This window comes from Nostoc sp. FACHB-888, from assembly GCF_014696655.1.
Classification (GTDB): Bacteria; Cyanobacteriota; Cyanobacteriia; order Cyanobacteriales; family Nostocaceae; genus Nostoc.
In genome coordinates this window covers 83,959-110,458 of the sequence record NZ_JACJQM010000018.1, presented here as the reverse complement: position 1 = coordinate 110,458, position 26,500 = coordinate 83,959, and the positions used below count along the sequence as shown (strand labels likewise).

The window sequence follows — 26,500 nt, the reverse complement described above, 5'->3', positions numbered from 1 at the left end:
CTCTGCGTCTCTGCGATAGCGTTCGGCAAGCCTCTTTTCGTCTACGTTTAAAAAGAATTTTATTAACCCAAGCGGATTGAAGTATAGGTAGGCAATAAGCGTGACAGCATGGCTTTACTACCGCATTGCCCTAAAAAATACTGTACTTGTGAAGTAGTGCGATCGCAACCGAGCAAAGCCAAGTCGCTGAAATTGACTTGCAGCTTTGTCCAGTTAGTTATATTCTCAAATTGCTTGGAATAATAGATTTACTTGCGGAAACTTCCCGACAGAGGAATTAATCTCAGGGAAACGTCCTACGAAATTCAACAAAGCGTGTTAAAAATGGTAACTGAGCCAAAAACATCCCTTTAAAAGACTAGGAAAACTTGATTACCAAGTACCATAAACATTTAGGGTGGAAAAATTTAATATAATCAGCTGCCCTAAGGGATGGGTAAACCTGTGAGTGTACTTGACTAATCAAGCAAGTAATAAGTTTGCAAGTATAAGGTATAGATTTCAATGGCACCGCCTCTTGTGTCTGTTCCAATGAAGAAAACTAAAAAACCCTCTCTGGTGCTGACGCTCTCGGCTGCTGGGCTATTGATTGGTGCCGGAAGTGTAACATACTGGTTGTTAAGCCAGAGACAAATATCTTCTAGCGATTTGCTAGTAGGTGCAAATATTATTCCTGGTGATGCCCTATTTGCGGTTTCTCTGACAACAGATCCCCAGCAGTGGCAGAAATTGCGGGAGTTTGGCACAAAAGAAACCCAAGCAGAACTGGACAAAAATTTAATAGAATTGCGCGATCGCTTTCTAACTAATAATGGTTATGACTTTCAAAAAGATATCGCTCCTTGGGTAGGCAATGACGTTACGATCGCAATTCTTGCCCCAGCAACAGTGAATAAAGCTTTACCTAAACCAGTTACCACTAATCAAGATGCTGCAAGTAATCAGCAGTCGATGGTAATGGTATTGCCAGTCAAAAATCCAGAAATTGCCAAAAATATTTTGGCACAACCCAAAACCCTTAAACAAGGCAAATGGATTGACCGTACTTATCAAGGGATCACCATTAAACAAATTGAAGGACAAGCAGGCGAGAACTTATCAGCAGCATTATTAGATAGGCGTTTTTTAGTTATAACTGATAGTCCTAAAGCCACAGAAAGAGCGATCAACGCCTACAAAAATCAAACATCCCTAGCCACAACAGGGGGCTTTGCTGAGAATTTTCCAAAAATTGCGAACTACCAACGCTTTGGCCAGTTTTACGTAAATGTGCCTACAGCAGCCAAAATAGCCGCAGCTTCTCCAAATCGCCCTTTACCTGCTCAAGTTCTGGCTCAACTGCAAAATAATCAAGGTTTAGCGGGGACAATGACTTTAGAGGCAGAAGGAATTCGCTTTAAGGGCGTTTCTTGGTTAAACCCTAATAGTCAACGGGTGCTGGCGGTAGAAAACAAAGCTGGGACAATGCAAAGCCGGGTACCAGCAGAAACCTTGATGATGTTATCTGGTGGTAACTTACAGAGATTATGGGAAGATTACGTTTTAACATCTCAGAGAAATCCGCGATCGCCGATCGCACCAGAACAGATCAGAGGTGGTATAAAATCGCTTACCGACCTCGATTTAGATAAGGACTTGCTCAGTTGGATGAAAGGCGAGTTTTCCTTATCACTGATTCCGACTACTCCAAAACAAGGTTCACCAGATGATTTTCTTGTGGGTTTGCTGTTCATGGTACAGGCAAGCAATCGCCAATCAGCTGAAGCATCCATAAAACAGCTCGATGAAGTGATGAGAAGTCAATACCAGTTCCAAGTCCAACCGGCGAAAGTCGCAGGGCAACCCGTTGTTAACTGGGTTTCACCCTATGGTACGTTAACTGCCACCCACGGCTGGTTAGATGGAGATGTTGCCTTTTTAGTAGTGGGCGCTCCCATCACTGATAAAATTGTTCCCAAACCCAACAACATATTAGCTAGCACTCTTCCCTTCCAACAAACAGTTCCTACAGAACCAAATCCGACAAATGGTCAATTTTTCCTGGATGTGGAACGAACTGTGAAAAATTTCCCTTTACCAACTCTAATTCCTAATCAACAAACTTTGCTAGCTGCAACGCGCTCAATTGGGATGACATCTGGTGTCAGCGACAATCGCAGTAACCGTTATGACATTTTTATAGCACTCAAAAAAGTTAGAAACTCTACTGCCTTGCCTAGTCCAGAAAGCAATAAAAGCAACTCTGTTAGATAGGGGAATGGGGAGCAGAGGGAGCAGGGGAAACAAGGGGACAAGGGGACAAGAGGTGAGAACTTGAAACAAGTCTTTCCCCTTGTCCCCAAGTTCTCTTGCCCAATGCCCAATGTACATTTCCCATTTCTCCTGTCCCATGACCCACTAAGCATATAGGATCAGAACAGTCAGAATCCATATTTTAATTCATCCACGGAGAGAAGACTTTATGAATCTGGTTGTACTCCAGAACTGGCTGGACAATGCGTCCTTTGCCATATTATTCCTAACAATGCTCGTGTATTGGGGAGGAGCGGCTTTTCCAAATCTGCCTTATCTAGCCGCTTTGGGGACAGCTGGGATGGCGATCGCAAATTTATGCATGGCGACTCTACTAGGAGCAAGATGGATAGAAGCTGGTTACTTTCCTTTAAGTAATCTCTATGAATCCCTATTTTTCTTAACTTGGGGAATTACCACCGTCCATCTAATTGCTGAAAGTAGTAGCCGTAGCCGTTTAGTAGGAGTTATTACAGCTCCAGTGGCAATGTTGATCGCTGCTTTCGCTACCATGACATTACCATCCCAGATGCAAGCGTCAGAACCTCTAGTACCTGCCTTAAAGTCAAATTGGTTGATGATGCATGTTAGCGTCATGATGTTGAGTTATTCTGCTTTAATGGTGGGTGCATTATTAGCGATCGCTTTTCTGATTGTCACTCGTGGTCAAAACATTCAACTACAAGGTAGTTCTGTAGGTACTGGTGGCTATCGCAGCAACGGCTACCGCTTGCACAAAGCAGCTGAACTAATTTCTCAACCAGCAGCCCCTTCTGCCGAAAATAACGGTTTTACCCGTTTTGAAACTAGTAGCAACGGCAACGGGAACGGTAGCACTGCTGTTTTGGGTTTAGTCACAACAACCCCAATCCAAAATCCACAAGACGCTCGAGGACTCGCTAACGCTTCGCTATCCGAAATCCAAAATTCTGAACCTCTTTCACCTCAGCGCCTTAGCCTTGCCGAAACCCTCGACAATATCAGCTATCGCATCATCGGACTAGGATTTCCCTTATTGACAATTGGCATCATTGCCGGTGGCGTTTGGGCAAACGAAGCCTGGGGTTCCTACTGGAGTTGGGACCCCAAAGAAACTTGGGCATTAATCACCTGGTTGGTGTTTGCCGCTTATCTACACGCCCGAATCACTCGTGGTTGGCAAGGTCGTCGTCCCGCAATTTTAGCCGCTACTGGCTTTGTTGTTGTTTGGATTTGCTATCTCGGTGTGAATCTTTTGGGTAAAGGTTTGCATTCTTACGGTTGGTTCTTTTAAAAACTAGACCTCTTGCATAAATTAAAAATTAAGAACCCCACCCCGCCAAAGCGTAGCTTTGTCTCCCTGCCCCTAATCCCCTGAGCAAGCAAGTGAGGAGGGGTTGGGTATGGGGTGTTAGGGACTTTTGCAAGAGGTCTAATTCTATAAACGCGATCGCTTCGGCTTTTGGGTAAGGCGCATTTAAACTATGATACTTCGCCACTTTTAAGTCACAGCGATAGGCTAAAAACGGCATTTTATTATCCTGAAATGCACGCAGCACCAATGGTGGTGTTTCCAGCCGGATGGTAACTTGAGACATGACTTAGCATCAAATAATTACTAGTTTATAAAAAGCGATCGCTTATTTATGAAGTTACGTTCATATATGCTTATCGGGTTTTTTCTCAGTCTTATCCTAAGTATCGTATCGTTTTCGGGCAATTTCACTAATGCTGCAACACCAACAGCAGTCGCGCCTGTATCTGCTGTCTCATTCACCCAAGGGGTGCAAAAAATGGTGTTGGACAACGGCTTAACGGTGCTTACAAAGGAAGTCCATACTGCTCCAGTGGTGAGTGTACAAGTTTGGTATAAAGTTGGTTCACGTAACGAGGTTAAGGGAGAAAATGGCATTTCTCACCAGCTAGAACATTTGATGTTCAAGGGTACAACTGCCCGTCCAGTACAGTTTGGAAGGTTATTTAGTGCCTTGGGTAGCCAGTTTAATGCTTTTACTAGTTATGACGAAACAGCTTACTTTGGCACAGTACAACGGGACAAACTCGAAGCACTGCTGACACTGGAAGCCGATCGCATGGAAAACTCTTTAATTGGGCCGGAACAACTCACAAGCGAAAAGCGGGTGGTGATCTCCGAGTTACAGGGGTACGAAAATTCACCAGGCTATCGTCTGAGCCGAGCAGTGATGCGAGATGCTTTTCCTAACAGAGCATACGGCTTACCTGTGGGAGGCACAAAAGCTGATGTAGAAAAATTCACGGTGGAGCAGGTGCGGAATTATTACCAAACCTACTACAGCCCAGAAAATGCCACCTTGGTGATTACAGGAGATTTTGCCACAGAACCTGTACTCAAAGTTGTGAAAGAAACTTATGGAAAGTTGGCAAAACGATCAAAACAGGACACGGTGAGGGAAAATCTCGCCACGTCTTCTCCAGTTGCTCCTGCTACTAAAAAAGAACCGATTATTTTGAAGCAACCTGGAAGCGCGGCACTACTGCAAGCTGTGTATCCTCTGCCAGATATCAAGCATCCAGATGTCCCGGCAATTGATGTGATGGATGCCATCCTCACAGGTGGGCGTAGCTCTAGACTTTACCAGGCTTTGGTAGAATCTGGACTCGCTAGTTCAGTTAGTGGTGGTGCTGCCGAACTCATCGAACCAGGTTGGTATGAAATTAATGCTACGGCGGCTCAGGGTAAAGAGTTGGGGAAAATTGTCCAAGTACTCAAAGAATCTTTAGCAAAATTGCAAGAACAGCCAGTTACTACTGAAGAATTGAACCGGGCGAAGACACAACTGCAAGCCTCCTTTGTTTTGGGGAACCAAGACATCACTAGTCAGGCAACCCAACTGGGATATAACCAAATTGTGGCCGGCGATTATCATTTTATTGAACAGTATCTGGCTGCGATCGCTAAAGTTACCCCAGATCAGGTGCAGCAAGCAGCAAAAACTTACCTCAATCCGGCTAAACAAACCATCGGCTTCTTTGAGCCAACTCAACCAGATGGTAAACCAGGGACTTCTAGCGCTGGTTCTGGGCGCACTGTGGAAAATTTCAGCCCCGGTAAACCTGTAGATCCAGCAGAACTGGCTAAATATCTGCCACCTGCCACATCAGCTACAGATTCGGGCAAACAATCACTACCAGAAGAGTTTACCTTAAATAACGGTTTGCGGGTTTTGCTCTTGCGCGATCGCAGCCTTCCCACCATTAACCTGAGCGGACAAATTGACGCTGGTACTGAATTTGACGGCAATCAAAAAGCTGGATTAGCGAATCTCACTGCGACCAACTTAATGAATGGGACGCAGACTAAAAATGCTCTTACCCTAGCAAAAACTTTAGAAGACCGGGGAGCCGATTTGAGCTTTAGTGCCAGCCGCGAAGGAGTTAGCGTTAGCGGTGAGGGACTTTCAGCAAACCTGCCGATATTGATTCAAACTCTGGCAGATGTGTTAGAAAATGCTACTTTCCCCGCTGAACAGTTAGAACTGAGCCGCCAACGGGCGTTAATAAGCCTCAAAGTCCAGCTAGATGACCCCAGAGGTTTAGGAAGACAAGTATTTCAGCAGGCAATCTACCCAGAAAATCATCCGTTCCATAGCTTTCCCACAGATGAGAGTTTAAAGAGCATTACTCGTGATGATTTACTTGGGTTCTACCAGACACACTACCGACCAGATAGCACAACGATCGCAATAGTTGGAGACTTTGAGCCAGTTAAAGTAAAAGCTTTGCTAAATCAGGCGCTTGGCGAATGGTCAGCCACAGATAAGCCACCTGTTCTCAAAATACCCTCCGTGCCATTACCAAAAACTTTGACACGCTTGAACAAAGTTATACCTGGTAAATCCGAAGCTGTTACTTACATAGGCTACAACGGTATCTCTCGGAAAGACCCGCGTTTTTATGCAGCATTGATAATGAATCAAATTTTGGGTGGTGATACCTTATCGAGTCGCTTGGGTACAGAAGTGCGCGATCGCCAAGGTCTAACCTACGGTATCTATAGTAGTTTTGCCGCCGGAATCAATCCCGGCCCGTTCTTGATTCAGATGCAGACTGCTCCTGGTGATACCCAAAAAGCGATCGCCAGTACTCTCGCTTTACTCAAACAGTTGCGCGAACAAGGAGTAACTGAGGCTGAATTCAACACGGCAAAACGCTCAATTACTAATAGCTACCCTGTGGATTTAGCTAATCCTAGTAATGTATCAAGTATCATTTTGGATAATGCTGTCTTGGGACTTTCACGCTCAGAAATCCGAGACTTTCCCCAGAGGATTGAAGCAGTAACTATGGCTCAGATGCAACAGTCAATTGAAGATTTAATTAAGCCGGAAAGTTTGATAATTGTCACTGCTGGCCCTGGAGAGACTGTACCCAAGGGCAGCTAATTACCTCAAGCCAAAACACAAAGGTGCTAAAATTTGCTTTACGCCTTTGTGTTTTAGCTTAAAGCTATTTCGTTCTGGACATAATACTTATTTGAATGAATTATTTTTTTGAAAAATGATCATGAAAATTCGTATAAAATCCCTCAGCAGAAAGCCTATTATTCCACAGGTTTCGGCACTCATGCTGCAAATTTAAGAATTCTTGGTTTGAAAGATTGCTATGGAATTCAGCTACTTTCTCTGCAATATGTGGTATTTCCTTCTCATCTATCCATACGCAATATTTTTTCCAGTCTATTATAGACTCCTCAGGTAAAACGCAGTCTGTATCAATAAAAATTGGAATACGACCACAACTGAGAATTTCATATAATCGAATGGAATAGTTTGCAGAACCACGACAACACAAAATGTAGTCGCTCTCAACCATATTTTTCACATATTCAGCACGAGCCTTCTGTCTTTGCTCTATATCTTGTGTATTTAGAAATACTGTTTCGCCTTTGATGATAAAGTTTGTGTTTACTAAAGAGGGGCTTTCTGCAAGTATTTTCAGAGCCTGACTACGCAGAATTTGCCCCTTGTAAGGCGAAACTCCAAGCTCTAATGATTTGGTTAACATCGCCCCGTGAAATAAAACCGTTTTTAGTTTCTTTTCCCATGAATCCGGTACTGCTAAACCACAAAATCCAACAACAGGTTTATCAGATTTCTGCCTGAGAGATATTTCACCCCCTAAATATTCTTCAACAAAATCTTCGGTAAAAGAAGGCATAATAATATCCTTTTGCCCCTTTTTAGACCGATATACTGCCATTCGGAATACTGTTGCATTCTTAACAGGAATTTCTTCGGCACAACAATCACCTGCAAAAAAAACAACTATTTCTTTGCCGCTATTAGCTACTTTATTTGCAAATTCAATAGATAGATTTTCTGCTTCTTTATTAACTTTACTTCTCCAACTATCTCCTCTGATCAATCTCCAGTTTGTAGGCATAACAACTATATCAGCTTCTTCTAACGAAGTCATTTTAAAAAGGGAATTACTTATTTCTATATACTTGCCATACGCTCTAGACCAAGGGTATTTTTCACTAGGGATAAATTCTTTCCAAAAAGGATAAAGTATTATCACTGGTTCCATCCCTTCTGGAAGGTAATTTCTATCAGAATAGATATTTAATTGCATATCTTAACGTGACTTAAGCTAGTTGAATAACTGAGGGATTATACAATAAATTTAATTGATTTAAAATAACCCTTAACCATGCATTTTTTATACATACTATAAATTCGGGTCTTACACCAATCAAAGCAAACCTAGCATTTATATAGGTACGAGCCTCACCTATCAATTGCATGACTCCCGCATCCGTAGCTCCATCCACAACATAAGCCCCTAAACTTTCGGCTATGGGGGCTAAAACTTCTGTAAATAACCGTTTTTCATTTGTCAAAAATACTGACTGCTTAAGTTTTCCAGGGTAGAACTTCGCAGCCATATTCTGCAAGTGCTGTATTACGCACAATTAATTGCTGAAGCGTTGAGCTTTTTGTCCTACAGAGGAGCGATGTCTCCGACGGGCTACGCCTACGCAACAAGCTTTATTTAGCGCAGCTTCAAAAAGCAACGTTATGATAATTAATCTGTCTAATAATAAATTAAGTTGGCACAACTAAACCCCAATAGTACGGATACGATTAATCGCCTCCGTAGAGCAGTCAAAAATCATTGAACTATAGACTTTGGGCTATGGACTCTTGAGAGTAGACTGTTAGGTGCTGCGCCCAACCAAAATCAGCCGTTGTACAAATTTCCACAAGGATAATTGAAGTGACTAAGACTAACTCAGACTTTCTTACCTCCACCGATCCAGCGATCGCGGAGTTAATCAACGACGAACTACAGCGTCAGCGAGATCACTTGGAGTTGATTGCTAGCGAAAACTTTACCTCTGCTGCGGTACTAGCAGCTCAAGGTTCAGTACTGACAAATAAATATGCCGAGGGATTACCTGGTAAACGCTACTATGGCGGTTGTGAGTATATCGACAAAATCGAGCAACTGGCGATCAATCGTGCTAAACAGATATTTGGTGCTGCTCATGCGAATGTGCAACCTCATTCTGGCGCACAAGCCAATTTTGCAGTGTTCCTGTCGCTGTTGGAACCGGGAGACAAAATTATGGGGATGGATTTGTCTCATGGGGGACATCTCACTCACGGTTCACCTGTAAACGTCTCAGGTAAGTGGTTCCAAGTTAGCCACTACGGCGTTAACGAACAAACAGAACAACTTGACTACGATCAAATTCGGGAGCTGGCGCTGAGGGAGCGTCCTAAGCTGCTAATTTGTGGTTATTCGGCTTATCCCCGTATAATTGACTTTGAAAAGTTACGTAGTATTACTGATGAAATCGGCGCTTACTTACTTGCCGATATTGCCCATATCGCTGGTTTAGTTGCTAGTGGTCTTCATCCTGATCCCATTCCTCATTGTCATGTAGTAACAACAACTACACACAAGACTCTACGCGGCCCTAGAGGTGGTTTAATTTTGACCAGCGACGCAGAATTAGGTAAAAAGCTAGATAAATCTGTTTTCCCTGGCACCCAAGGCGGGCCATTGGAACACGTTATTGCTGGTAAGGCAGTAGCTTTTGGAGAAGCCCTAAAGCCTGAGTTTAAAACCTATTCTGCCCAAGTGATTGAAAATGCTCGTGCTTTGGCAGAACAATTACAAAACCGGGGTTTAAAACTAGTGTCAAATGGCACTGACAATCATTTAATCCTCGTGGATTTACGTTCTGTCAATCTAACTGGTAAGCAGGCAGATCAGTTAGTCAGCACTGTAAATATTACTGCTAATAAAAATACTATTCCCTTTGATCCGCAATCGCCATTTGTTACCAGTGGGCTGAGGTTGGGTTCGCCTGCAATGACCACACGGGGCTTGGGAGTAGCAGAATTTACGGAGATTGCAAATATTATTAGCGATCGCCTGCTTTCTCCAGATTCGGATGTAGTAACCCAAGATTGTCGGCAAAGGGTAGCAGCATTATGCGATCGCTTCCCCTTATATTCTCACCTGGAAATTCCTGTACCAGCACTAGCATAATTGGGCATGGGGCATGGGGCATGGGGCATTGGTTATTTCTCCCCCTGCCTCCCCTGCTCCCCCTGCTCCCCCTGCTCCCCCATCCCCACTCCCCTTTCCCAATCCAATGAGTGCAGAAATTATTTGTGTTGGTACTGAACTGCTGCTAGGAGATATCCTCAACGGCAATGCTCAATTTTTGGCGCAACAATTAGCGCAACTCGGAATTCCCCACTACTATCAAACAGTGGTTGGGGATAATCCAGAACGGTTGAAGCAAGTTATAGAAATTGCTATTTCCAGAGCGCAAATTCTCATTTTCACTGGTGGACTAGGCCCGACACCAGATGACCTCACTTGCGAAACGATCGCCGATTTTTTTAAGGTTCCCTTAGTAGAACGTTCTGACATCATCGAAGACATAACCCAAAAATTCACCCAACGTGGTCGGGTTATGTCACCAAGTAACCGCAAGCAAGCTTTAATTCCCCAAGGTGCAGAAATTCTCCCCAATCGCACTGGAACAGCGCCCGGTATCATTTGGCAACCCCGCCCTGAAATTACGATTTTTACCTTTCCCGGCGTTCCCAGTGAAATGCATCTGATGTGGGAAGAAACAGCCGTGCCATTTCTCAAAAATCAAGGTTGGGGTAAAGAAATTATTTACAGCCGGAGTTTAAAGTTCTGGGGAATTAGTGAATCTGCTTTGGCTGAAAAAGTTTCTTCCTATTTGAAGTTACCAAATCCCACAGTAGCCCCTTATGCAGGTAAGGGAGAAACAAGATTGCGAGTTTCTGCTAGAGCAACTTCAGAAGCAGCAGCAGAAGCCCTAATTGCGCCTATTGAGAAACAAATTAAAGAAATTGCCGGACTAGATTTTTACGGCGTTGATAATGATACTCTCGCTTCCGTGGTTGGTGAGTTATTGCGAGCATCAAAAGAAACGCTTTCGGTGGCAGAATCTTGCACTGGCGGCGGTTTAGGGCAAATGTTGACTGAGATTTCTGGGAGTTCTGATTACTTTTGGGGTGGAGTAATTTCTTATGACAATTCAGTGAAGGTTGGACTATTGGGGGTTAACCAGGAAGATTTAGATAAATTTGGGGCAGTAAGTGCGATCGTTGCAGAGCAAATGGCTATTGGGGTAAAAACTCGCCTGGCAACAACTTGGGGATTGAGTATTACTGGTATTGCTGGCCCAACTGGAGGGACAGATACGAAGTCAGTGGGTTTAGTTTACATTGGTTTAGCTGGGCCAAAAGATGAAGTGACAAGTTTTGAGTATCAGTTTGGTACAGTGAGAGGTCGAGCTTTAATTCGTCATGTCAGCGCGAATGCAGCGTTAGATAATCTGCGGCGGAAGTTGTTGGCGAGGTAGGAGGTATGTTATCTCAAACGAACCTAGCGATGCGAATTAATGCGCGATTAGATGACGAGTATGCTGACAAACTAGCCTTTATTCAACAGCAGACTAATCAGGCAGTAACAGATGTGATTAAGTCTGCTATTGAATTGTATTACCAGCAGCTTCAGCAGGAGCAAAAGAATCCTTTCTCAATGCTCACCCAAACAGGCTTTATTGGTTGCGGTGAGGCACATTCGGATCTATCTGTAAATTACAAATCAATTTTGAGAGATGGTTTAAAAGCTAAGTATGGTTATCGTTGATACTGGCTTTCGGTTAGCATTGGCAAATCGCAATGACTCGTACCACACTCAAGCAAGAACAGTACTTGCCAATGTCAACGAACCTCTGATTACGACTTGGGCTGTCGTTACAGAGACTTGCTATCTACTGTTAATAAAGATGGGGAACCATGCCCAAGTAAGTTTCATTAATAACTTATTTTTAGGGGCGTTTACGGTTTTTGATTTGCAACCCCATCATGGTAAACGCATTTGTGAACTGATGGAAAAATATGCGAACTTACCAATGGATCTGGGCGATGCTTCGTTAGTAGTTTTAGCAGAACATCTGGGGGATGGAAGAATTTTGTCTATAGATTTCAGAGATTTTAATGCTTACCGTTGGAAAAATAAGTATCCGTTTGAAAATCTGATGGTATGTTAAAAAAATCAATTATGAATTACGCAGCTATGAGCAAAATTCCTATTCTTAAACCAAATCAATCATACACTTTTAGAAGCTATTTTGAGATGTCATTTGAGCCAGAAGATATACTGGCTGAATTTGGCTATTCTTTAAAACGTTCCTCTCTCAATCAACTAAAGTCCAGCATTGAATTAGACAGACTTGCAAATCTAAAATTTAGAATCGAGAAAGTAAACAAATAACTTAAGACCTAAATTTATATCGTGTTCCTGCTGACATAAACGACTTGTTTCGGATTTTGGTGGCGATACTGAGCTAAAGATGAAACACTATCACATTAATATTTTCTATAGTGAAGAAGATGATAGCTATATTGCTAATATTCCTGATCTGAAATACTGTTCAGCATTTGGTTCAACTGAAGAAGAAGCACTTCATGAAGCGATCGCACTTATTTAAAAGGTAGTAAAATAAGTGCGATCGCTGGCTCTGTATTTAGTCCAAAATAACTTGTTTGACAGTGATACTTATAGTTTCAAGTTCAAAGTCCTAAGAAATTTGGCTTAGGATTAGTGACACCATTACGACCAACTGCGGGTATTTCCACTAGCTGATCTGTAGCAGTAGGAGTTCCATTAGTATTGCCACTGGCAGTCACTGAATTTTGATTGCCGGGATGTCCATTGGGGATGAACAATTGCGGATGGTCAAAAGGTGCTTTTTCAAGGAGGACTCGCTGATCAGTAAGTCCGTTTTTTAAGAAAGCGACCAAATCAGCTTTTTGAGTATCGGTTAAGTTTAATACTGGTGCGTTACGTCCACCGTCATCACCTCGACCACGATTGTAAAAGTCTACTACTTGCTCTAGAGTTGCCATCCCACCGTTATGCATATATGGAGCTGTCAAGCCGATGTTACGGAGGGCAGGTGCTTTGAACACTGATCTGGTACTGTCTTTTCCGGCTCCTGGGTCATTTGACGCAGGTGTGACACCGAAGTTAGGGAAGAAGCCGTTAGTTGGATTATTAATTAGCGGATCAGTTGAATCAGTTGAAGCTACTCCTGTGGTTCTTCTCACCGAAGCGGTGGTGAATTCTGGAATTGCATGGCAGACGTTACAACTACCACCACCATTAACCCCATTATTGACAAAGACACTCAGACCGCTTTTTTCCTGATCGGTGAGAGCATTGGTATTTCCCGCTTGGAATTGATCAAAAGGTGTCTTGTCAGACACAAGAGTAGATATATACTTTTGCATTGCTAACCCAGAGAATAAAGAGAAATTCCAATCTCTGAGCGAAAACTGATTGGCAGGTAAAGTCTGTCCTTCCTCACTCTCATTACCATCATCATTTTTAGCGAGGATTGTTGGTGTTCCTTTACTGTCAACTTGAATGATTGAATTTGATTTCCACCATTGCTTCTTAAAGGCTTTCCGAATCAGCTGATCATAAGATGCGATTTTCAGCCCGGGCTGACGGGATCGACTGTCAGATCCTAAAACACTGTCTTGCGGATCTACAAGTTGTTTAGCTAAGGGTCTAAGGCTTTTGATCTTCTGACCTTTTTTTCGCAGAAACTTAGCACCGATTTGAGGTAAGGTACGACCATCAGCAGATGTCTCAAATTCACTCAATAGTGGCCCGGTTACTAAAGAAGCTATAGAGGAATTGTTGAGTGAAACGGAAACAGCAGTTAGTTCCTTTGGTTTTGTAGCTTTGTAAACTTTCGCACTAAGGTCTGTTGCTCCTTTTGGATTCACCCCATTGAAGATTTCCTTGGCGCGACCATCCCAAAACTGGAGTTTGTTGAAGATTGCATTAATTACCGTTGGGCTATTACGCGGCGCAACTCGACGCACATTAATTCCATTGACTTGAAAGCCGTCTGGATCAGGCTCAGATGTAGTCGAATCCACTGCTTGACCCGGAACAGTGTTCTTAAGAACACTGTTAAATACACCTTGGGATGAGGCGATATCGTTAGTGTCAGAAATAACTGTACTGGTTCGATCATTAGGATCTGCCAGTTTGTGAAATGGAAAATCTGCCGCAGTGAGTTGATAGTTTGCACCACCACCTACCTGGAAAGTTATATCTTTCAGCGATTCTAAAAGACCACTACCAGGATTGATTTGATTCTTTGATCTGTTATCAGCTCCGGCATGAAAGTGACAACTAGCACAAGACTGAACGCCATCACTACCAAGTTGCATATCCCAGAATAGGGCTTTTCCTAGCTTGAGTAAAGCTGTTTGGTCGTCAACAAAGTCTGCGAGATTGCTTGGTTGAGCCACTGCCGTCAAGAGTGGTGGGTTCGCCGGGTTAGGGTCTCCAGGTGTAGGCAGTGGTAAACTCGTTATGTTATTTAGGGGTGCTGGGTTCGGTGTTACTTGTGCGGATACAATACCTCCACCAGCGATCGCCACAGAAACTATGACGAAAATTGCCAGAGGACGTAAATATCTTGATATTATCGTGGTTTTATACCTTAAATAAATCCACAATAATATCAAAATTAGCATGAATAATATTGCTAATGCAGTATTTGAGCGTATCATTAAGACCTCAGCATACGTATGGAAACCATGAGGTTGAAGCTGACTTAGTAAAGATTCAGCCGTCCTCTATGTAGTATAATAATACTATTAATACATTGCAACAATATAAATAATGCTTTTTAATCGCATAAATGATGGATTGTAACAATATACAAAATACCACACCGCAGTAATGCAATTCTCTATGGATTTCAAGAACAACAAGGTGTCTCGTATCAAACGATACCTTTTTGAAGCATATTATTTAATCCAATCTCTCAAGCTAGTACAACACGGCGGAAATAAATTTATTAGGTAAAGATTGTATAATCATGTAGTTAAATTATTATTTTTAATAATATGTAGTCTTGAATGAATGGCAAAAAAAAGCTGATTCAGGATGTTTAAATCATATATTTTGTTAGGCAAGCGATGTCTACGACGGGCCGCGCCTACGCAGCTTGGTTAAAAGTCGAACTTGACTCTCAAGGATAGGTGTTTACTCTAAAGTCTTTAGCCCATAAACTTCAACGTATGATTGCTAATGCTATGAATGCTGCGACGTTCTCCCTACTTAAATGATTTTGTAGTATTTAATACATAAAGATGTTAACCATCAGTCATCCTATGTCTACCTATCAGTACAATTAATCACGGGATCGCTTGCTGTATTCTTCACAGTTTGTTACAAAAGTACAAAGAACTTCTAGAGACTAAAAACCACATGTTCGGCGGACTTACTGGTTTACAAAATCCTAAAGGCACAGATTGGGGAGAGCGGATGCTCAACACGGTCGCCAGCCAAACGATTCGCCACCTGTTTACCCAAAGCGAGTCAGTAGAAGTCTTTGTGCGCTGCTATCCCTCCAGCAAACTGTTGCAAGGCAGCATTGATAGCTTCAAAATGAGCGGTCGTGGCTTGGTGATTCGGAAAGATTTCGCGGTAGAGGAAATGTCTTTTGAAACCGATGCGGTTGCCATTGACTTCGGCTCGGTCTTAAGTGGCAAACTCAGTCTCAAGCAACCTACTCAAGCGGTCGCACAAGTAATTTTATCAGAAGCAGGCATAAACCAAGCCTTTAACGCGGAACTGGTGAAAAAGCGCCTGCTTAACCTCACCGTACCATCACTGACAGAATTATCTGGCGGTGAACCAGTCTCCTTTACGGAAGTTGAGATACAGCTATTGCCGGAAAATCGCTTACAGCTTGTAGCAAAAGCAGATTTAAATAATGGCGAACTCGTACCCCTGAGCATGATTTTAACTATAGCCATTGAAAGGCGGCGGCGGGTTTCTTTCAAAGATCCGAAAATCCAACTTGATCAAGTGCCAGAAGCACAAAGGGAAATCTCGCAAACCTTGAGTGTGGCGTTGGTAGAAATTTTAGATAATATGGTCGATTTGGATCGTTTTGACCTTGATGGAGTAAAAATGCGGCTCAATCGATTGGAAACTGAAGGTCAAAAACTTATTTTCAGTGGATATGCTGAAATCGAACGTATTCCACATAGCGCTTGACATTAAATTATCACGTAAAAACACAAAGTAAAGTAAAGCTTTAAACAAATTAAATACCGCCTAGAGTATTCTAGGCGGTAGTTTAAATCTTTAGGTTTTGAAGGAAGTTAGGAGTTATTGATTATGGGTTGTAATTAATTTTTATTGATGACTCCTAACTTTTAACTTTCTATCTTCCCACCCCTACATATTGGAATCCAGCCCGGATCATTACTTCAGGGTCGAGAAAGTTACGACCGTCGATGATAACAGGGTTGGTCATCAATTTTGCCATCTTCACATAGTCAAGAGTGCTGAACTGCTGCCATTCGGTGACAAGTACCAAGGCATCGCAGCCATCAGCTAGTCTTTCGGCATCGGTTTCTACTAGCACCCCAGAAAGCCCATGACGTAAACCTGTTTGAGAAACAATCGGGTCAAAGGCTTTAACTTTGGCTCCCAATCGGTTGAGCTGCTCAATTAGGTTGAGGGCTGGGGCGTCGCGCAAGTCGTCAGTATCGGGCTTGAAGGTCAGTCCGAGTAGCCCAATTGTTTTGCCTTTGAGAATTTTCAGAACTTTTTGGAGTTTTTCTAAAGCAATCAATCGCTGGCGTTCGTTGACACTGACAGCAGCTTTGAGTAATTGAGCTTCATAGCCATAATCATCAGCAGTGTGAATCAGGGCGGAGACATCTTTGGGGAAACAAGAACCACCCCAACCAATACCAGCTTGTAAAAATTTGTTACCAATACGGGAGTCTAGACCGATACCTCTAGCTACTTGGGTGACATCAGCACCGACGCGATCGCAAATATTAGCAACTTCGTTAATAAAACTAATCTTAGTGGCTAAAAAGGCATTAGCGGCGTATTTAATCATCTCCGCCGAACTCAGGTCTGTTGCCAGAATTGGCACAGGGGGTAAAGATTGATCCTCAGCGTACTTGCGTTCCACAATTGGGGCATAAAGTTGCCGCATTAAGGCTACTGCTCTTTGACTATTGCCTCCTAGTACAATGCGATCGGGGTTGAAGGTGTCGTGAACTGCCGAACCTTCGCGCAAAAACTCTGGATTGCTAATTACATCAAACTCGGCTGCAAACTCAGGTAATTTTTCATTACTCGGAACCCCTCCTGCGGGTACTAATATTTTCTGCCGTTCAGCAACACCATCTAGAACAAGCATCCGCACCCAGTCACCTGAGCCAATGGGTACTGTAGATTTATTCACTATGACTTTATAACCACCGTTGAGATTTTCCCCAATCCCACGGGCTACAGCTTCAACATAACGAGTATCACTTTCACCCGTGGGTAAAGGTGGCGTTCCCACAGCAATAAACAGAATTTCGCCGTGGGAAACTCCAGCAGCGAGATCGCTAGTAAAATGAATTTTCTCTGTTTGAATGGCAGACTGGATAATTTCTGAAAGTCCCGGCTCAAAAATTGGCGACTGCCCAGACTTCATTAACTTAACTTTTTCTTCGTTGTTGTCTACGCAAATTACATCATGCCCAATATGAGCCAAGCAAGCACCTGTAACTAAACCAACGTAACCAGTACCAATCACGCAAACACGCATTTTTTAAATCCTCACTTTTTTTGGGGTTAGTCTTCAAAAAGAAGTATCAAGATGACACTTGGACACTGGCAGTAAACTCAGCCAATAAGCATACTAGGTACCGATAGGGCGAGCCTGCATGAAAATTTAGAGCAACGCTAGCTGCTGCTTAGGTGGCTGAATTATTTAGATCGCTTTCAATGCGAGCGCGAAAATCTTCTATTGTTAGTTTTAATCCCTCTTGCAGAGGAATGGTGGGTTCCCAATTTAACCAAGTCTTTGCCTTTGTGATATCAGGCTGGCGACGCCGGGGATCGTCCGAAGGTAGCGCTTCAAATTTAATCTGCGCGTCCGGGTTAATCATATTTTGCACAGCTTGTGCCAATTGTAAAATTGTATATTCACCAGGATTGCCCAGGTTGACTGGGCCAACGTAGTCGCTATTCATTAGGCGGATGAACCCTTCTACTAAATCGGAAACATAGCAGAAACTGCGAGTTTGCGAACCATCACCGTACACGGTTAAAGGATTACCCCGCAAGGCTTGAACTATAAAGTTGCTCACTACCCGACCATCATTTTCTAACATTCTCGGCCCATAGGTGTTGAATATCCGAACAACCCGAATATCAACTTTATTTTGCCTATAATAATCAAATGCTAGTGTCTCAGCAATTCTTTTACCTTCGTCGTAGCATGAACGTATCCCAATAGGATTGACGCTACCCCGATACTCTTCAGTTTGGGGATGAACTTCTGGATCACCATATACTTCACTGGTTGAAGCCAAGAAAAACCTAGCTTTCACACGTTTAGCCAGCCCCAACATATTGAGTGTTCCCATCACGTTAGTTTTAACGGTTTTAACTGGGTTGTACTGGTAATGTACTGGTGAGGCAGGACAAGCTAAATGATAAATTTGATCCACTTCTAACCGAATTGGTTCGGTAATATCATGGCGGATCAGTTCAAAGTACGGATGACCTAACCATTTAAGAATGTTCCGTTTGTGACCAGTGTAAAAATTATCCAAGCATATTAATTCATGCCCATCAGCCATTAATCGGTCGATGAGATGGGAACCAATAAACCCAGCACCGCCCGTCACCAAAATTCTCATAGTTTCCTAGTTACTTACAAATATTTTCAGTAGCTATTGCACTTACTTTTAGATTACCCAGCTTGGGGGCAAAATACAAAACTCAAAAAAGAACAAAGTTTAATCAAAAAGTGTTGTTGAACTTACCTATTTCCCTACAGTTATATTTTTATTATATTTTTACTTGGTTACTTAACAATTTCACTAGTAAAAAAATAACAAACATTGTCTAAAAAATGTCGGTTTTCCACCTAAAATTCATCAAATCTTCAACAATATAAAGTGTTTTTGCAGTTATTACTATTTTTAGTTGGATGCATAAATAGGCTGACCTCTTTGCACTTCAAGGTCTTACCATTACCGATATTTTTGTAATAGTCAAGTTGTCGCATTTAACAACATTTCATTTTGTATTTAATTGCAGAGGCTCATATCATTTCACGAAATGAAATTCCTGCTATAAATACATAAGTTTTTAGGAGCGTACATCTGTATATTCCTATAGGCGATTCATTTGTTGCAAAGATTTTTGTCAATGCGATGCTTCTGGCAGAATATACCAACGAGTAGCCTAATTCCACGTAAGTGAACTTAACTATGCTTCATATCATACAGCAGACGTAATGCTGGTAACCGTGTTAGACATAACTACATTTGTGGTTTGAGTGTGTTGCGGTTCTCCAAGCATGACAATGGAGCAGGTAAGTTGTCTGGCTAACTGAGTTGTGACATCACTAATGGCTAATCCTCCAGGGCTAGTACGATTACGTATAAAAGGTAAAACGACTAAATCATATAATCGTGCTGCCTGTAAAATTGCTTGGGCAACATTTTCATGAGCAATAATTTGAATTTCTGGGGTATTGGCCAAAGCTAAATTAGATACTAGTAGTGAGAGATGCGATCGCCTCCAAGCAATTTTACTCGAACTAGTGCGGCGATCGCACACATTCAGTACAGTAATGTGGCTCTGATTTGCCTCTGCCAGCATTTGGGCAAATTGTACAGGCTGTAATGTAGGTGCTGTTAAGTTTTCTACTGGTACTAAGATACGCTGAATTTTTTTTGGTGATTCTACTAAACGTGTCACCGCTACTGGACAATGGGATGCCCAAAGTACACCATCAATCACATTCCCAAATAAACGCGCTCGCAACCCAGTCCGTTTACCCCAACCCATAACAATTAAATTAGCCTTTTGTTCACGAGCAGCTCTGCTAATTCCTTGAGCAAAAGCATCATCAATTCGCAGCACTGGCTCTGCGGCCATACCCAATACTCGACTGTATACTGTGGCTTTAGTTAATAACTGCTCACTTCGTTTTAGAGAAGCTTCTAACTGAGGTGCATCCATCTGAGCAGCAGCATTAGCGATCGCAAGTGGTATAATTTTGCCCTTAGATTGACGCGCTAATAACGCCGCCATTTCAATCAAATACTGCTCGGTGTGAGGATTATACACAGGTACGATTATAGTAAAAGCACTGTTTGTTCTTGGTGCGTTTTGGTCAGGTAAGGGTGGTGCTGGCTCTTCGGCTGGTGATGAATTCAAACCAACAGCTATTCTACTAGTCATCAACGGCCCCAAGGTTGATGTGACAGCCATTAAGACAATGACGCTGTGTAATACTTCTAGTGGCAGCAACCCAGCCCGGTATCCCACTAACGTTGCTGCTAATGTTGTACCAACTTGAGGAAGTGATAGCGACCACATGGTTAGCATTTCTTGCCAGTTATAGCGGTAAATCAGTTTTGTGAACAAAGCTGCAACCAATTTACTGCCAATCAAACCGATTATCATCAACAGCGTTAACTTGAGCGTGTCCAGGTTATTCACAAAGGCGGGTAGATTGATCAGTAAACCCAGATCAACAAAGAAAATGGGAATAAATAGCACACTGCCAATAAATACCACTTTTTCTTTGACTAGTCCTTCTCCTACAGCTTCATTTACCGCCAAACCCGCTAAAAAAGCACCAACAATTTTTTCTATCCCAATCAATTGAGCGCCCACAGCCGCCAGAAACACAGAAAGCAACACAAACAAAAACTTGTTTCCTTCATCGTCTCCAGACCGTTTGAAAAATTCTTTGCCTGCCCAATCAAAGCCTGTAACAACGGCAACAGAGTAAATAGTTAACCGACCGGACAAGGTGAGTAGTTCAGCAAAGCTGAATGCCCTATCATCAGCCATAGCTACACAAACAGCTAAGATCAGCACTGCGCTAATATCTGTAAAAATCTTAGCTCCAATGGTGACAGTAACAGCTTCGTTGTTTACTACTCCCAAACGACTGATTATGGGATATGCCAAAAGGTTATAGGAAGCAAATAAAGAGCCAATTAAGATCGAAGTATTCCAGCCATAGCCTAAAATCAGCCCTAGTAAGGTTCCCATCACCAGGGGTACAGTGAAAGTTAAGCTGGCAAACCCAAAGGCGCGGGTTTTTTGCTGGCGAAACTGTTTTAGATCAACTTCTAGCCCTGCGACAAACAGCAAGTAAATTAACCCAATTTCTGATAGCAGGTTAATCATCGGCGAGTCAGACTGAAATAGATTCCAGCCTGAGGGACCAAGTACCAGCCCTGAGAAAACCAAGCCCAGTAATCCTGGTAATCTTAGTCGCTCAAACATGATGGGTATAACTAAGATGACCACCAGCAAAATAGCAAAGGGAACAATTGGTTCTTTGCCAAGAACTTGGGAAGTTGGTTCCAGAACAAGAACTTGTGATATGAGTTCCATAGGTAGGAATTGAAGGGGCTATGGTAAAACAGCGATTACCTTAAGGGCATCGCTTAATCGATATAAATGGATGGAGAAGCCACCTGAGGAAAAATTAAAAATATTAACTTACACTAACTAGGTAATTGTTTAAGAACTAACTACCTACGGATGGATTTGGCTCAAAATGAACCGCAAGCGATCGTAGTCATCTTTGAGTAGCACACTCAGGCTACGTCCAGCTTTAATTAGCCATTCTCGGTCAGCTTTGCGTAACTGGTATATATCTCGAATGGCTGCTGCGGTCAAAGACTCGACTGGCGCACCGTTAATACAAAGCAATGTTCGCAAAAAATCTAGTTCTTCAGTAAATTTAATGATAGCTTCTGATTCACATCGATAAACAGCTTGATGAATTTGCGGGGGACGGGGTGGTAGATATTGATATACTCTTTGGTTATAACTTTGATTTTGCGAAGATAGTTCAAATCCGACGATCGCAGCTCTAAATTCTGTTCTCAACATGGCAAATATCTGGGGTTGTTCTTCGCGTAAGTCTTGTAATGACAGCCCCAAAGCTCTGGCCCGGTGTACGGAATCTATTGGCATAGTAGTGGCATAATATACCACAGCATAAACTTGATTACCCGATTCTTCGTCTACAGAACAGACCCAACTACCAAAGGGCGGCATAGAAGGAAAGCTCAAATCCTCTGGTTCCAAACACTGAGCTAAAAATTCAGTACTGGTAGTCTCAATCACCTCCGCAATGTGATTGGGATGGCGATCGCCAGTGGCAAATTGTGGTAAGGGGAGGCGCATAATAATTTAGTCATTAGTCATTGGTGAGCCAGCGCGGTCTTCTCCCACTCGTGAGAGGCTAGCGCCTTCGCGGAGCGTCTCGTAGAGAAAGGGGGTTTCCCCCATGAGTGACTGGCGTTAGCGCAGCGCTAGCGTTCGCGCAGCGTCTCGTAGAGAGGCATAAGCGTCACCCTTAAGGGTCATTAGTCATTAGTTTTTGCCAAATGACAAAGGGCAAATGACTAATGACTAATTTTATTTGGCTTTTTTACGTCCGGCTGTAGTCTCTACGAGTTCCAATTCGCTCAGGCGGAAGGTAATTAATTTATCCCAGTTACCACCTTCAAATAATACGGCTACCTTGCCATCACTCACCCGTTGCACGAGTCCTTCGGAGCGATAATAGGTATCTGCGGGATTCTTGACGCGAACAGTTGCTCCAGGCAGAATCATGTTTTTAGCCTCGCTTGTTTCCTTTTAATAGCTTAATACTTGTTAATAGTCATTTGTCATTTGTCATTTGTCATTGGTGAGCCAGTGCGGTCTTCTCCCACTCGCGAGAGGCTAGCGTAGCGGTAGCGTTCGCGCAGCGTCTCGTAGAGAGGTACGAGCATCACCCGAAAAGTCATTAGCAAAGGACAAATGACTAATGACTAATGACGAATCAATAATACTTCTGCTTTTGTCGAAAATTTGCTACCGATTCTACTATTCCCAAGGAAATGAAGTTGGTCAGCATAGCAGAACGCCCATAACTCATCCAAGGTAGGGGAATGCCTGCCACAGGCGCTAAACCAACTGTCATCCCAACGTTCACAATTAGTTGAAACACAATCATGGATAAAACCCCAATAGCCAACAAGGAACCAAAGTTATCTTTGGCGGTTTGGGCAATATGCAGTAGACGGAAGCAAATTAAGCAGAAGACAAACAGCACTACTAAACAACCAACAAAACCGAATTCTTCCCCCACTGCGGAGAAAATAAAGTCTGTATGCTGTTCAGGTACAAAATTCAGTTGCGTCATTGGCCCTTTGAACAGACCCCATCCCCAAATTTCACCAGCACCAATAGCAATGCGAGATTGAATTAGGTGATATCCAGCACCGAGTGGATCGTGATCGGGGTTCATGAATACAGTTAGCCGATCTTTTTGATATTCTTTCAAAATATGGTTCCAAGCGAAGACTCCTAATTCGCCACCTAGTATATTAAGAGTCCATGCACCGATAGCACCTAAACCAAATCGACGCCAGGGAAGAGTTTGCCAGCCCACAATAGCCATCACCACTGACCAAACTATCCCTAATGGGCCAAAAGATAGTTCTTTGAATAAAACTATCGGCTCTGCTAAAGGCCAAGAAATACTAAACAAAATTGCGGCAACCACAGGAGAAATCATCAGAATTAACCAGCCTGGGTTAGCATTTGCCCAGTACAGCATTCCTAAAACGATCGCACCAAATACCAGTGATGTTGCTAAATCTGGCTGTAAAAATATTAATCCCCAAGGTATAGCGGTGATTGCCAGAACGCGGAAAACACCTTCGAGGTTAGAAGCTGTACGCCTATGTAGCAAAGCTGCTAAGGTGATAATCATGCCGACTTTGGCAAATTCAGAGGGTTGGACATTGAAACCAGCAATAGGAATCCACCTCTGTGCCCCTTTGGCGCTAGTGCCAGCAATCATCACAGCAATTAAGCTGAAGTTCGTTAGTGCGTATGTTACCCAGTGCCACTGCATTAAAACTTCATAACGGATACGAGATAAAAACAGGGCTATAAGCACGCCGATACCCGCTACCATCCAGTGCCACCACCAGTCAGTTACTGGCTGCTTCAGTTCCGTACTGAGAATCATGAGTCCACCAAAGATACTGACAGCAATTGGCAAACAAAATAATAGCCAATCTACATTCTGCCAGGGCTTAACCCAAGACTTCCAGCGAATTTTGGGGAGCGATCGTTTTAATAACATTTTGCCAGTTTAGATTTTAGCTTTTAGATTTAAGTGTTGGGCATTGGGAATTGGGCATGGGGACAAGGAGAATTGGGGACAAGGGGAAAGACTTGTTTCAAGTTCTCACCTCTTGTCCCCTTGTCTCCCCTGCTTCCTCATCTCCCTTATCCGCAATCCCCAATCCCTATTATTCCCAAGCTCTAGCCCAGGAAGAAGATTGAAATTAAAATTAATTATGTCAAGGCAGCAACTGATACTTTACCAGCAATGGTAAGAGCGATCGCAGTTAATGCTTTTGCTGAAGCTGAATCTGGATCACCGACAACTATCGGCACACCACTGTCACCGCCAACTCGTGTGGAAATCTCTAGAGGTACGCACCCCAACAGTGGCACTCCCAATTCAGCAGCTGTTTTAGAACCACCACCGGAACCAAAGATGTCATACTGCTTATCTGGTTGATCGGGGGGTATAAAATAGCTCATATTTTCTACGATTCCCAATACCGGGACATTCATCTGCTGGAACATCCGCAATCCCTTGCGAGAATCTAACAGGGCTACGTTTTGCGGTGTAGTGACAATTACCGCCCCTGCCATGGGCACTGCTTGGGTTAAAGTTAACTGAGCATCGCCTGTTCCCGGTGGCATATCTACAATCAAATAATCCAGTTCTCCCCATTGCACTTGATAGAGAAACTGGCGAATTACACCATTGAGCATCGGCCCCCGCCAAATTACTGGCTGATCTCGGTCAATCAAAAAGCCCATTGAAACTAATTTGACGCCGTGATTAAAAGCAGGTTCTAGGATGTCACCTGTTTCAGTGGAACGTACTGAAATTTGGGCATCAGCTAGACCTAGCATGGTGGGGTCATTGGGGCCATAGATATCAGCATCTAGCAAGCCGACTTTCGCTCCAGTTTGGGCTAGAGCCACTGCTACATTCACCGCTACCGTACTTTTACCAACGCCACCTTTGCCACTGGAAACAGCAATGATATTTTTCACCCCAGAAATACCAGTGCGATCGGGCAAACTTTTCTGTTGCGGTGTTTCTGCCGTCACTTCTATACTGACATCTATAACGCCTGGTAGCTTTTTGACAGCTTTCTTACAGTCTTCAACAATAAATTCACGTAAAGGACAGGCGGGAGTAGTCAACACCAATGTAAAACTAACCTTGCCACCGTCAGTTTTCACGTTACGAATCATATTCAGTTCCACCAGACTTTTGCGGAGTTCTGGGTCTTCCACTGGTCGCAATACTTCTAAGACAGAGCGAGAATCGAGAACATCGTACATAAAAATTCAAATTCAAAATGAATAAATACAGTTGCGGAGAACATCTTAGCTATTAACTAGACGCTTTCTTAAGCAAGGTCAGCTGAGTGTTTTCACTGTTACTGCCGTAATAAAACTTAGTAAATGGCATTATTACCTAATAGAATCTTAACTTTCTTTGGGTATTGGGAATTGGGTATTAGTCATTAGCCATAAGTTATTCTTCTTGCCCCCAATCCCCTTTGCCTAAAAATCAAAACAACTGTCATTAAGAGATTTTTTCTTACCAGATACCGCTGGCAATGCCGTCTTTTCTACCGCCTCTACTAAAGACCGTGCTACGCGGTCTGCATAAGGACGGGATAAAGACCAAATCAGGGGCGATAACCATCCGCGTAGCGTTACAGAATAAGACAGGCAAGTACCACAAACCGTTGACTCTACTTGATAAGTTACCCGTTCCTCTATCCCAGGAATCGCCAGCACTCGGATACTCAGCATCTCTTTATGATTGACGCGTTCCACAAAAATACGGATGGGAATCGGTGAAAAGCGTGTTACAGCATGAAAAATCAATCCTGGTTTGGGTACTAATCCGTAGGGTACGTTAGTACTCTTAAGTAGTGGATGCCAGGAAACATCCGTTAAGTCAGCGACTTTTTGCCACAGTTCATCTACAGAGGCAGAACTAATCTCTCTATACGTTCGCACCAGAGAAGCGCAAAACCGACGACGTTTGCGGTGGATGAATTTGGATAACCAATATTGCATTTTCCTAATCCTCCTCCTCGCTAGACACTTTCTGGTAACTCTGGTATTGTGGGCAACTATGCTTAAATCCTAAATTAAAACTTTCTCAGAAATGCTTTAAATATAGCCAGCTACGATTCGGCAAAGACGCCAACAGCCAACATAATAAGGCAAAGAAGCTTTTAACAGGCCAGTCAAACCCTTGATACTTCCAGGTTACGACTAAAGTCTACTGTTTATACCAGAATGTTCCAATTAAGAATTTCAAAAAAAACTCAGTCAATATACAAGCCTATACGTATTTGAGGGAAAATAACTCTAGTGATGCCCATCAATCGTATAAATGCTTAACCAGTAAGAAAAAGCGGGTTGGGCAAATAGAGCTTGATTGTTGGCGCGTATTTCCCCCAAATTTTAAGATAAGAAATTTGTG

At 42.9% G+C, this 26,500-nt stretch carries 21 protein-coding genes; 9 read left to right on the top strand and 12 right to left on the bottom strand.

The genetic code is table 11. The annotated features are described in order from the left end of the window. Positions 1-504: 504 nt before the first annotated feature. Positions 505-2,253, top strand: coding sequence for a DUF3352 domain-containing protein (locus H6G26_RS14145; protein WP_190729860.1), 1,749 nt, complete (start codon positions 505-507; stop codon positions 2,251-2,253). 208 nt (positions 2,254-2,461) lie between these two features. Next, complete coding sequence (gene ccsB / locus H6G26_RS14140) at positions 2,462-3,565, top strand: c-type cytochrome biogenesis protein CcsB (RefSeq protein ID WP_190729859.1); 1,104 nt, start codon at positions 2,462-2,464, stop codon at positions 3,563-3,565. Between the two features lie 28 nt (positions 3,566-3,593). On the opposite strand, the gene H6G26_RS14135 is transcribed toward ccsB, so the two are convergent. Further along, the gene (locus H6G26_RS14135; RefSeq protein WP_190729858.1) at positions 3,594-3,869 is read right to left on the bottom strand and encodes a hypothetical protein; all 276 of its coding nucleotides are present in this window, start codon (positions 3,867-3,869) and stop codon (positions 3,594-3,596) included. 48 nt (positions 3,870-3,917) lie between these two features. On the opposite strand from H6G26_RS14135, the gene H6G26_RS14130 reads away from it, so the two are divergent. Next, the gene (locus tag H6G26_RS14130) at positions 3,918-6,695 is read left to right on the top strand and encodes a pitrilysin family protein (RefSeq protein WP_190729857.1); all 2,778 of its coding nucleotides are present in this window, start codon (positions 3,918-3,920) and stop codon (positions 6,693-6,695) included. Positions 6,696-6,795: 100 nt separating this feature from the next. Here the strand turns inward: H6G26_RS14130 and H6G26_RS14125 are convergent, their stop codons facing one another. Continuing rightward, the gene (locus H6G26_RS14125; RefSeq protein ID WP_190729856.1) at positions 6,796-7,887 is read right to left on the bottom strand and encodes an exostosin family protein; all 1,092 of its coding nucleotides are present in this window, start codon (positions 7,885-7,887) and stop codon (positions 6,796-6,798) included. Positions 7,888-7,900: 13 nt separating this feature from the next. Further along, positions 7,901-8,155 (bottom strand): hypothetical protein, encoded by a 255-nt coding sequence (locus tag H6G26_RS14120; protein WP_242053713.1) that lies wholly within the window; start codon positions 8,153-8,155, stop codon positions 7,901-7,903. A gap of 377 nt (positions 8,156-8,532) precedes the next feature. Here H6G26_RS14120 and glyA point away from each other — a divergent pair, with 377 nt between their 5' ends. From glyA to H6G26_RS14095, 5 genes are all read left to right on the top strand, one after another. Continuing rightward, a complete protein-coding gene (gene glyA / locus H6G26_RS14115) occupies positions 8,533-9,816 on the top strand; it encodes a serine hydroxymethyltransferase (protein WP_190729854.1) in 1,284 nt (427 codons plus the stop codon). A gap of 106 nt (positions 9,817-9,922) precedes the next feature. Further along, on the top strand, positions 9,923-11,173 hold the full coding sequence (locus H6G26_RS14110) for a competence/damage-inducible protein A (protein ID WP_190729880.1): 1,251 nt from the start codon (positions 9,923-9,925) through the stop codon (positions 11,171-11,173). A gap of 5 nt (positions 11,174-11,178) precedes the next feature. Then, entirely contained in the window at positions 11,179-11,463 is a 285-nt protein-coding gene (locus tag H6G26_RS14105; RefSeq protein WP_229560406.1) for a CopG family transcriptional regulator, read from the top strand. Then, positions 11,450-11,866, top strand: coding sequence for a PIN domain-containing protein (locus tag H6G26_RS14100; RefSeq protein ID WP_190729853.1), 417 nt, complete (start codon positions 11,450-11,452; stop codon positions 11,864-11,866). The genes H6G26_RS14105 and H6G26_RS14100 overlap by 14 nt, the downstream gene beginning before the upstream one ends. Positions 11,867-12,169: 303 nt before the next feature. After that, entirely contained in the window at positions 12,170-12,307 is a 138-nt protein-coding gene (locus tag H6G26_RS14095) for a hypothetical protein (protein ID WP_229560409.1), read from the top strand. An 82-nt stretch (positions 12,308-12,389) separates the two neighbouring features. Here H6G26_RS14095 and H6G26_RS14090 read toward each other — a convergent pair whose 3' ends face one another. Next, a complete protein-coding gene (locus tag H6G26_RS14090) occupies positions 12,390-14,375 on the bottom strand; it encodes a cytochrome c peroxidase (RefSeq protein ID WP_190729852.1) in 1,986 nt (661 codons plus the stop codon). Positions 14,376-15,114: 739 nt separating this feature from the next. Between H6G26_RS14090 and H6G26_RS14085 the strand changes: the two genes are divergently transcribed. Next, the gene (locus tag H6G26_RS14085; protein WP_190729851.1) at positions 15,115-15,909 is read left to right on the top strand and encodes a DUF2993 domain-containing protein; all 795 of its coding nucleotides are present in this window, start codon (positions 15,115-15,117) and stop codon (positions 15,907-15,909) included. 169 nt (positions 15,910-16,078) lie between these two features. Here H6G26_RS14085 and H6G26_RS14080 read toward each other — a convergent pair whose 3' ends face one another. From H6G26_RS14080 to H6G26_RS14045, 8 genes are all read right to left on the bottom strand, one after another. Beyond that, complete coding sequence (locus tag H6G26_RS14080) at positions 16,079-17,470, bottom strand: UDP-glucose/GDP-mannose dehydrogenase family protein (RefSeq protein WP_190729850.1); 1,392 nt, start codon at positions 17,468-17,470, stop codon at positions 16,079-16,081. Between the two features lie 148 nt (positions 17,471-17,618). Further along, complete coding sequence (locus tag H6G26_RS14075) at positions 17,619-18,569, bottom strand: UDP-glucuronic acid decarboxylase family protein (protein WP_190729849.1); 951 nt, start codon at positions 18,567-18,569, stop codon at positions 17,619-17,621. A gap of 586 nt (positions 18,570-19,155) precedes the next feature. Next, on the bottom strand, positions 19,156-21,294 hold the full coding sequence (locus H6G26_RS14070; RefSeq protein WP_190729848.1) for a cation:proton antiporter: 2,139 nt from the start codon (positions 21,292-21,294) through the stop codon (positions 19,156-19,158). A gap of 144 nt (positions 21,295-21,438) precedes the next feature. Next, positions 21,439-22,095: an HAS-barrel domain-containing protein gene (locus H6G26_RS14065; protein WP_190729847.1), complete on the bottom strand. Its 657-nt coding sequence runs from the start codon at positions 22,093-22,095 to the stop codon at positions 21,439-21,441. A 234-nt stretch (positions 22,096-22,329) separates the two neighbouring features. Further along, the gene (locus tag H6G26_RS14060; protein WP_190729846.1) at positions 22,330-22,527 is read right to left on the bottom strand and encodes an NAD(P)H dehydrogenase subunit NdhS; all 198 of its coding nucleotides are present in this window, start codon (positions 22,525-22,527) and stop codon (positions 22,330-22,332) included. Between the two features lie 211 nt (positions 22,528-22,738). Next, positions 22,739-24,052 carry a rod shape-determining protein RodA gene (rodA, locus tag H6G26_RS14055; RefSeq protein ID WP_190729845.1) on the bottom strand — a complete coding sequence of 438 codons (1,314 nt, stop codon included), beginning with the start codon at positions 24,050-24,052 and terminating at the stop codon, positions 22,739-22,741. Between the two features lie 215 nt (positions 24,053-24,267). Continuing rightward, a complete protein-coding gene (locus H6G26_RS14050) occupies positions 24,268-25,338 on the bottom strand; it encodes an Mrp/NBP35 family ATP-binding protein (protein ID WP_190729844.1) in 1,071 nt (356 codons plus the stop codon). A gap of 225 nt (positions 25,339-25,563) precedes the next feature. Then, on the bottom strand, positions 25,564-26,088 hold the full coding sequence (locus H6G26_RS14045) for an SRPBCC family protein (protein ID WP_190729843.1): 525 nt from the start codon (positions 26,086-26,088) through the stop codon (positions 25,564-25,566). Positions 26,089-26,500: the final 412 nt, after the last annotated feature.